Origin of the sequence: Planotetraspora mira (assembly GCF_016863275.1) — a bacterium.
Classification (GTDB): Bacteria; Actinomycetota; Actinomycetes; order Streptosporangiales; family Streptosporangiaceae; genus Planotetraspora; species Planotetraspora mira.
Map to the genome: position 1 here is coordinate 41,294 of NZ_BOOO01000026.1, position 7,992 is coordinate 49,285.

7 protein-coding genes are annotated in these 7,992 nt (G+C 71.0%); 4 read left to right on the forward strand and 3 right to left on the reverse strand.

From position 1 onward, the window contains the following. Positions 1-4: 4 nt before the first annotated feature. From Pmi06nite_RS23995 to Pmi06nite_RS24005, 3 genes are all read right to left on the reverse strand, one after another. On the reverse strand, positions 5-427 hold the full coding sequence (locus Pmi06nite_RS23995; protein WP_203955352.1) for an SRPBCC family protein: 423 nt from the start codon (positions 425-427) through the stop codon (positions 5-7). Positions 428-504: 77 nt separating this feature from the next. After that, a complete protein-coding gene (locus Pmi06nite_RS24000) occupies positions 505-1,686 on the reverse strand; it encodes an acyl-CoA dehydrogenase family protein (protein ID WP_203955353.1) in 1,182 nt (393 codons plus the stop codon). A 76-nt stretch (positions 1,687-1,762) separates the two neighbouring features. Continuing rightward, positions 1,763-2,353: a class I SAM-dependent methyltransferase gene (locus Pmi06nite_RS24005; protein WP_203955354.1), complete on the reverse strand. Its 591-nt coding sequence runs from the start codon at positions 2,351-2,353 to the stop codon at positions 1,763-1,765. A gap of 175 nt (positions 2,354-2,528) precedes the next feature. Between Pmi06nite_RS24005 and Pmi06nite_RS24010 the strand changes: the two genes are divergently transcribed. From Pmi06nite_RS24010 to Pmi06nite_RS24025, 4 genes are read left to right on the forward strand one after another with little or no spacing between them, the layout of a single operon-like run. Beyond that, positions 2,529-4,190 carry a sensor histidine kinase gene (locus tag Pmi06nite_RS24010; protein ID WP_203955355.1) on the forward strand — a complete coding sequence of 554 codons (1,662 nt, stop codon included), beginning with the start codon at positions 2,529-2,531 and terminating at the stop codon, positions 4,188-4,190. After that, a complete protein-coding gene (locus Pmi06nite_RS24015; RefSeq protein ID WP_239114166.1) occupies positions 4,187-4,876 on the forward strand; it encodes a response regulator in 690 nt (229 codons plus the stop codon). Before Pmi06nite_RS24010 ends, Pmi06nite_RS24015 begins: the two co-directional genes overlap by 4 nt. Positions 4,877-4,886: 10 nt before the next feature. Beyond that, complete coding sequence (gene clsA, locus Pmi06nite_RS24020; protein WP_239114167.1) at positions 4,887-5,453, forward strand: cardiolipin synthase ClsA; 567 nt, start codon at positions 4,887-4,889, stop codon at positions 5,451-5,453. 2 nt (positions 5,454-5,455) lie between these two features. Continuing rightward, positions 5,456-7,960, forward strand: coding sequence for a mannose-1-phosphate guanyltransferase (locus tag Pmi06nite_RS24025; RefSeq protein ID WP_203955358.1), 2,505 nt, complete (start codon positions 5,456-5,458; stop codon positions 7,958-7,960). The last annotated feature ends 32 nt before the right edge of the window (positions 7,961-7,992 follow it).

Here is a 7,992-nt window from a genome sequence, read left to right on the forward strand (position 1 = left end):
GCGGTCAGCCGAACCGCTTGCGCAGGGAGTCGAGGCCGGGGGCGAAGACGCCACGTGTGAAGATCTTGGCCACCCGGCCCGGGTCGTCGGCCTCGAAGGACGCGTACCACTCGACGAACGCCTCACCGGTGTCCGTCACCGGGGCCACCCGGCACGTCGCCCGGTAGTTCCTGACCGGCAGCGGGCATTCGAGGATCTCGTACGTCATCGACCGCTCCGCGTCGTCGAGGGACGACAGGCGTTCCCGGAAGACCCCGCCGGCGCCCTCGATCCGGCGGACGGCCCCGGGAGAGAGCGCCCCGCCGTCCTCGATCTCGCAGGTCGTGATGCCGGGCAGCCACTCCGCCAGGTTGCCGAAGTCCCGGAGGTAGGCCCAGACCTCGTCGGCGTCCGCCCTGATCACGGTGCTCGCGTACGGCTTGTCCATCCGATGTCCCCTTCACCGCTGCCTTACGTATGTCTTTACTTCCCCCGAAGGCGCATACGCAATGGCGGATCCGGCGGCTAGAAACTCCGCGGCAGCCCCAGAACCTGGGTCGCGAGGTAGTTGAGCAGCAACTCCTCGGTCACCGGTGCGATCTTGCCGATGCGCGCGTCCGTGAGTAGCCGGGCCACCGGGTACTCCAGCGAGTAGGCCATGCCGCCGTGGGTCTGGAACGCGGCGTCGGCGGCCTCCCACGCCGCCTGGGACGCGGTCAGCTTCGCGATGTTGGCCTCGGTGCCGCAGGGGAGCCCGTTGTCGAAGGACCAGGCCGCCTTGTACAGCATGAGCCTGGCCAGCTCGATCTTGGCCTTGACCTGCGCCAGCGGGAACGCGATGGCCTGGTTCGACCCGATCGGCCGGCCGAAGACCTCGCGCTGCTTCGCGTAGTCCACGCCGGCCCGCAGCGCGACCTCCGCCCCGCCGAGGGCGCTCGCGCCCAGCAGGATGCGCTCGGGGTTGAGGACGTCCCAGAGCACCGTGGCGCCCCCGTGGAGTTCGCCGAGCACGTTCGTCGCCGGCACGCGCAGATCGTCGATGAACACCATGTTGGACGGCGTGGTGTTCGCGCCCATCTTCGGGATCGGCCGGTAGGACAACTGCCCGGCCGCGACCGCATCCGGCACGTTGACCAGGAAGACCGTCATGCCGTTGGTCCGCGGCCTGGCCTCGGCGGCGGGGATGGTCCGCGTGACGAGCAACATCCAGGTGGCGCGCTGCACACCGGTGATCCAGATCTTCTGCCCGTTGATGACGAAGTCGGAGCCGTCCTCGCGGGCGAAGGTGGAGATCGCCAGCGAGTTGGACCCGGCGTCCGGCTCGGTGAGGGCGAAGCAGGTCTCGAGTTCCCCCGTCGCAAGCTTCGGGAGCAGCGCGGCCTTCTGCTCCGGGGTGCCGTGCCTGGCCAGGGTCATCGCGCCGAAGCCCGGCGTCAGGACGTAGGTGAACGCGGAACCGCCCGCGGAACCGGACGCCGACAACGTCTCGGTGGCGACCGCGAGTTCCAGCAGTCCCTGCCCGGCGCCGCCGTACTCCTCGGGGACGGCGAGACCGAGCCAGCCGCCCTTGGCGAGGTCCCCCCAGACTTCTTCCGGCCACCGTTTCTCGGTCTCGCAGCGCTCCCAGTAAGCCATGTCGTAATGGGAGCAGATGTCCGCGACACCCTGTTGTACGGCTTGCGCGCTCTCCGGCAGTGAGAAGTCCATAACTGTCTCCATTTCCTGGTCGCGCGCAATAGTAGAACGAAGCGATCTCCCTATGAGTCTCCGTATCGGCGGGGAATCAGCGGCGCGGGCGGCGCGCGTGGTAAACGAAGGCGGGCGGGAGGTTGCGCCACACCGTGCGCCCCGGCACGACCTCTTCGAACGACTCGGAGAGCCTCCTGCGGAAACGCAGCGCGGGGGGAAGCGCCCTGGCGTGCACGTAGGAGAACGTCGTGAACGCCCCGCCGGGAGCCAGGGCCTGCACGACCGCACGGAGGACCTCGGACTGGTGGCCGTAGGAGAAGGCGGCCCAGGGCAGCCCGCTCACGATCACGTCGGCCGCGGCCAGGCCCCGCTCGGCGAGGAGGGCGGGCAGCCGCGCGGCGCTGTCGACCACGATCTCCGCACCCGGATGGGCGCCGCCGAGGAGCCCGGCGAGCTGAGGGTTGATCTCGACGGCGAGGTGCCGTCCGCGCCCGCCCAGGCGGCGCTGGATCTCGCCGGTGAACGGGCCCGTGCCCGGCCCCAGCTCGACCACCACGGGGTCGCCCCGCTCCGGCACCGGCACGCACACCGCCGACGACAACCGCCGGGAACTGGGCGCTATCGCACCGGTGACGGCGGGCGCCCTGAGGAACTGACTGAAGAAGATCGCTGACTCGTTCGCCATGTCTCGAAGCTAGGGGCGCGCTTCCGCGCGGAGCCCCCGTCGTCCGGCCCGTGTGAGCGGCCACAAGGACCCGGGGAGGCGGCCACTTGGACCCGCCGGGGCGGCCAGAAGAAGGAGACGGTCTCGTCCCTCCGGAGGAAGGGGACCACGCCCCTGCGGCGGATACCGTTCCCCTATGCGGTGGCGTGGCGGAGTGCTGGACGTCTTCCTCGCGGTGTGCGGGGTCGTCCTCGACGTGCTCGTCACCCATGGGCACTGGGGCGGGCCGTCGGCGCCCTGGTGGATCAGGGCCCTGTTCGCCCTGCTCGCCGGCCTTCCGCTGGGACTGGTGCGCCGGCGGCCGGGCCCGGTCGCGATCTACTTCGCCGGCTTTCTCGTCGTCTGCGACCAGCTCGGCGCCTCCACCACGGACACTCTGCAGATCCTGCTCCCCATCGCCGTCGGCGTGGTGGCCCGGGAGAGGGGGTGGCGCTGGACGGCTCCGGTGGCGGTCCTCGCCGGTGCGGCGACGGCCGTCAACCTGGCCGATCCGGGGATCGCCTTCACCCAGAACTCGTGGTTCTACTCGGTCGGCATCATCGCCTTCCCGGTGCTGGTCGGCCGATATCTGCGCAGCGAGAAAGGTCAGGGCGAGGAGGACCCGGCGCCCCTGCTCGACCTGCTGCTCGCCGGCGGCGGGGTGGCGTTCGCCGTCCTCGGCACCTGGCCGTTCTGGGACAGCGGGACGCCGCCGGTGTGGGTGGTCGGCCTCGGGGCGGTGGTGGCGGGCTTCGCCCTCGGCGTCGTCCGCAAGCACCCGGGGGCCGTACTGCTGCTGGAGAGCGTGATCCTGGTCGTGGCCGACCAGTACGCCCCGCGGACGGGGAGCAGCCTCCAACTCCTCGCACTCGTCGCACTGGGCGTGTTCTCCACCCGGGCGAGCTGGACGTGGGTGGGCGCCGGATATCTGCTCACCTGCTCCGTCACCGCCATCGTGATAGTCGACGACCCGGCCGACATCACGATCGTCCGCGTGGTCACGCTCATGGCCATCGTGACCGCCCCCGTCGCGATCGGCCGGTACGTCCGCGCCCGCCAGGCCGAGGGGCGTCAGGCGAGGGAGCTGAGCGCCGAGCGCCTGCGCGCCGACCGGCTCGCCGAGCGGGAGCGGATCGCCCGCGACGTCCACGACATCGTGGCGCACCACGTCGGGGCGATGGTGTTGCGGGCGAGCGCGGCCCAGTACGCCGGGGCGACCGGGCCCGCGGCCGAGGCGCTGGACGACATCAGGGAGACCGGCCACCGCGTCCTGGAGGACCTCCGCGGGCTGCTCACCGTGCTCAGGGACCCCGAACGCGACGAACTCGCGCGCACCGGGCCCGGTGACGTCAGCCTCGACCTCACGCTGGCCGACCCCGACGACATCATGCGCGACGCCGTCGCCCGGATGGCCGCCGCCGGTCTGCGGGTGGAGCTGAGCATCGCCACCGAGGCCGTGGCGGCGCCGCTGGTCGTCCGGGCGTCCGCGGCCAGGATCGTCCAGGAGGGCCTGACGAACGTCCTCAAGCACGCCGGTTCCGAGGCGACGGCCGAGATCACGGTCGGGATGGAGAAGGGCGCGATGACCGTGGAGGTCCGCAACGGCCCCGGCACGGCGAGACCGGGGGAGACGCTGCCCTCGACCGGGCAGGGGATCGCCGGGATGCGCGAACGGGCCCGCGCGCTCGGCGGCCGGCTCACGGCCGGTCCCGTGGAGGACGGCGGCTGGCGCCTGGCCGCGTCCTTACCCCTGCCCGACCCCGCGGAGGGCCCCGAGGCCGGCCCGGAATGCCGGTGGACCTCACGGAGCCCGTCGTGATCCGCGTCGTGGTCGCCGACGACCAGGCGCTGGTCCGGGCGGGCGTGCGGATGATGCTGGAGGCCGCCGGGGACATGGAGGTCTGCGGCGAGGCCGCCGACGGCGCGGAGGCCGTGCGGCTCGCTGAGCGCCACCGGCCCGACGTGCTGCTCATGGACCTGCGGATGCCCCGCGTGGACGGGCTCGAGGCCACCCGGCGCATCCTGGCCGCCGACCCGGCCGCGCGGATCGTGGTGTTGACCACATTTTCCGACGACGTGAACGTCTACTCCGCCCTGCGCGCCGGAGCCCTCGGCTTCCTGGTGAAGGACGACCCACCGGACCGGATGGTCGAGGCCGTACGGCGGGCGGCACTGGGGGAGCCGCTGCTCGCCCCGTCGGTGTTGCGGCGGTTGGTCGAACGCGCGCTGGCGGCCGAGCGCCAGACGGCCCGTCTCCCCGGCAACCTCACGGAACGCGAGGTCCAGGTCCTCACGCTGGTCGGGATGGGCCTGTCCAACGCCGAGATCGGCGACCGGCTCCATGTGGGGGTGACGACCGTCAAGAGCCACGTCGCGGCGATCATGGAGAAGCTCGAGTTGCGCAACCGGACCCAGGCCGCGGTCGTGGCCCACCGGTTCGGCTTGGTCGACGCGGAGTTCAATGCCCTGGAACCGCCTCGCGGCGCGCGGGAAAGGGGCATGTAGGGTCTGGGGCGTGAACTCTGCCGAGGACCGGATCTACACGGTTCCCAACCTGCTGAGCGCACTGCGACTGCTCGGCGTCCCGGTCTTCCTCTGGCTCGTTCTGGGACCCCATGAGGACGGCTGGGCCATCCTGCTGCTGATGCTCGCGGGGTTCTCCGACTGGCTCGACGGCAAGCTCGCCCGCGCCTGGGGACAGACCAGCAGGCTGGGCCGCCTGATCGACCCGCTCGCCGACCGGCTCTACATCCTGGCCACCCTGGTCGGGCTGGTGCTGCGCGACGCCATCCCGCTGTGGCTGGCGCTCGTGGTGCCGCTGCGCGACGTCATGCTCCTGTGGGTCCCCCCGGTCCTGCGCCGCCACGGGTACGGCCCGGCGCTGCCGGTCCACTTCCTCGGGAAGGCGGCGACGGCGGCCCTCATGTACGCCTTCCCGCTGCTCTTCCTCGCCTCCCACGACGGTTGGTACGCGGAGATCTCCACGATCTTCGGATGGGCCTTCGCCATCTGGGGAACTGGTCTGTATTGGTGGGCGGGGGTGTTGTATGTCGTACAGGTGCGCCACCTAACGAAGGGGTGACCGTGAAGGCCGTCGTCATGGCGGGCGGGGAGGGGACACGGCTGCGGCCGATGACCGCCAACCAGCCCAAGCCCCTACTCCCGATCATCAACCGGCCGATCATGGAGCACGTGCTCCGGCTGCTGAAGCGCCACGGGTACACCGAGACCGTCGTCACGGTCCAGTTCCTGGCCGCCCTGATCCGCAACTACTTCGGCGACGGCGACGAGCTCGGCATGAGCCTCCACTACGCCACCGAGGAGATCCCGCTCGGCACGGCCGGCAGCGTCAAGAACGCGGCCGACAAACTCCGCGAGGACCGGTTCCTCGTCATCTCCGGCGACGCCCTGACCGACATCGACCTGACCGACATGCTCCGCTTCCACCGGGAGAACCGGGCCCTGGTCACCATCGGCCTCAAGCGCGTCCCCAACCCGCTCGAGTTCGGGATCATCATCGTCGACGAGAACGGGCGGATCCAGCGCTTCCTGGAGAAGCCCACATGGGGCCAGGTGTTCTCCGACACCGTCAACACCGGCATCTACATCATGGAGCCCTCGGTCCTCGACGAGATCGAGCCGGGACAGTCCGTCGACTGGTCGTCCGACATCTTCCCCAAGCTGCTCGAGAGCGGGAAGCGGCTGTTCGGGTACGTAGCGGACGGCTACTGGGAGGACGTCGGCACCCACGAGAGCTACCTGAAGGCCCAGGCAGACGTCCTGGAGGGCAAGGTCAAGGTCGACTTCGACGCGTTCGAGCTCGCACCGGGCGTCTGGGCCGCCGAAGGCGCCTCCGTCGACCCGGACGCCGTGCTGAAGGGCCCGCTCTACATCGGCGACTACGCGAAGGTCGAGGCCGGGGCCGAGCTGCGCGAGTACACGGTCCTCGGCAGCAACGCGGTGGTCAAGGAGGGCGCCTTCCTCCACCGCGCGGTCGTCTGCGACAACGTCTACGTCGGCCCGGCGGCCCACCTCCGGGGTTGCGTGATCGGCAAGAACACCGACGTGATGACCGGCGCGAGGATCGAGGAGAACGCCGTCGTCGGCGACGAGTGCGTCATCGAGGCCGAGGCCTACGTCTCCTCCGGCGTGAAGATCTATCCGTTCAAGACCATCGAGGCGGGCGCGGTCGTCAACACCAGCGTCATCTGGGAGTCGCGTGGCCAGCGCAGCCTGTTCGGGCCTCGCGGCGTCTCCGGTCTCGTCAACGTGGAGATCACCCCCGAGCTGTGCGTACGGCTGGCCAGCGCCTACGCCACGACCCTCAGGAAGGGCGACACCGTCGTCACGTCCCGCGACGCCTCCCGCGCCGCCAGGGCGCTCAAGCGGGCCGTGATCAGCGCGCTCAACTCCAGCGCCATCAACGTCGTCGACCTGGAGGCCGCCGCGCTCCCCGTCACCCGGTTCAACACCTCCAGGGAGAACGTCCGGGGCGGCATCGCCCTGCGGACCACCGCGGGCGACCCCCAGAGCGTCGACATCGTGTTCATGGACGAGTCCGGGGCCGATCTGTCCCAGGCGGCCCAGCGGAAGCTGGAGAGGGTCTTCTCGCGGCAGGAGTACCGCCGTGCCTTCCCCGGCGAGATCGCCGAGCTGACCTTCCCCGCGAGGGCCGTCGACACCTACGCCCGGGAGTTGCTGCGCTGCATCGACATGACCGGCGTGAAGGACGCCGAGATGAAGGTCGTGGTCGACTGCGCGGGAGGCACGTCCTCGCTCGTGCTGCCCAGCCTGCTCGGCCGTGCCGGCGTCGACGTGCTGACCGTCAACAACCGCCTGGACGACGTCTCGCCCACGGAGAGCCTCGCCGAGCGCCGCCGTGACCTCCAGAGGCTCGCCGAGCTCGTGGCCTCGTCCAGAGCGGCCTTCGGCGTACGGTTCGACCCCGTGGGCGAACGGGTGTCCCTGGTCGACGAGATGGGCCAGCTCATCAGCGAGGAGCGGGCCCTGCTCGTCGTGCTCGACCTGGTCGCGGCCGAGCGCAGGGGAGGCAGGGTCGCCCTCCCCGTCACGACGACGCGGGTCGCCGAGATGGTCTGCCGGTTCCACGGCGTGCAGGTCGACTGGACCGCAACGGGCGTGGACACGCTCGCGACGGCCGCGCGGCACCCCGACATGATCTTCGCCTGCGATGGGCGCGGCGGCTTCATCGTGCCCGAGTTCGCCCCGACGGTGGACGGGCTCGCGGTGTTCCTCCGGCTGCTCGGCCTGGTCGCGCGGACCCGGCTGTCCCTCAGCCAGATCGACGCCCGCATCCCGGAGGCGAAGCTGCTCAAGCGGACCGTGCCGACGCCGTGGGCCCACAAGGGGGCGGTGATGCGGTCGGTGGTCGAGGCCGCGGAGGGCCACAGGATCGACACCACCGACGGGGTGCGGGTCGTCGAGGACGACGGCAGCTGGGCCCTCGTCCTGCCCGACCCGTCCGAGGCCGTCACCCACCTGTGGGCCGAGGGCCACGACGTCGACAGCGCCCAGGGCATCCTCGAACGGTGGGCCCGCGTGGTGGAACAGGCCGCCGGCTCGCAATGAGATTGATCACAGTGTTTGATTGCCGCGCCTCC

Excerpts from the sequence above, each read along its gene's own strand:
- Pmi06nite_RS23995 (WP_203955352.1), bottom strand. The coding sequence starts at position 427 with ATGGACAAGCCGTACGCGAGCACCGTGATCAGGGCGGACGCCGACGAG.
- Pmi06nite_RS24000 (WP_203955353.1), bottom strand. The coding sequence starts at position 1,686 with ATGGACTTCTCACTGCCGGAGAGCGCGCAAGCCGTACAACAGGGTGTC.
- Pmi06nite_RS24005 (WP_203955354.1), bottom strand. The coding sequence starts at position 2,353 with ATGGCGAACGAGTCAGCGATCTTCTTCAGTCAGTTCCTCAGGGCGCCC.
- Pmi06nite_RS24010 (WP_203955355.1), top strand. The coding sequence starts at position 2,529 with ATGCGGTGGCGTGGCGGAGTGCTGGACGTCTTCCTCGCGGTGTGCGGG.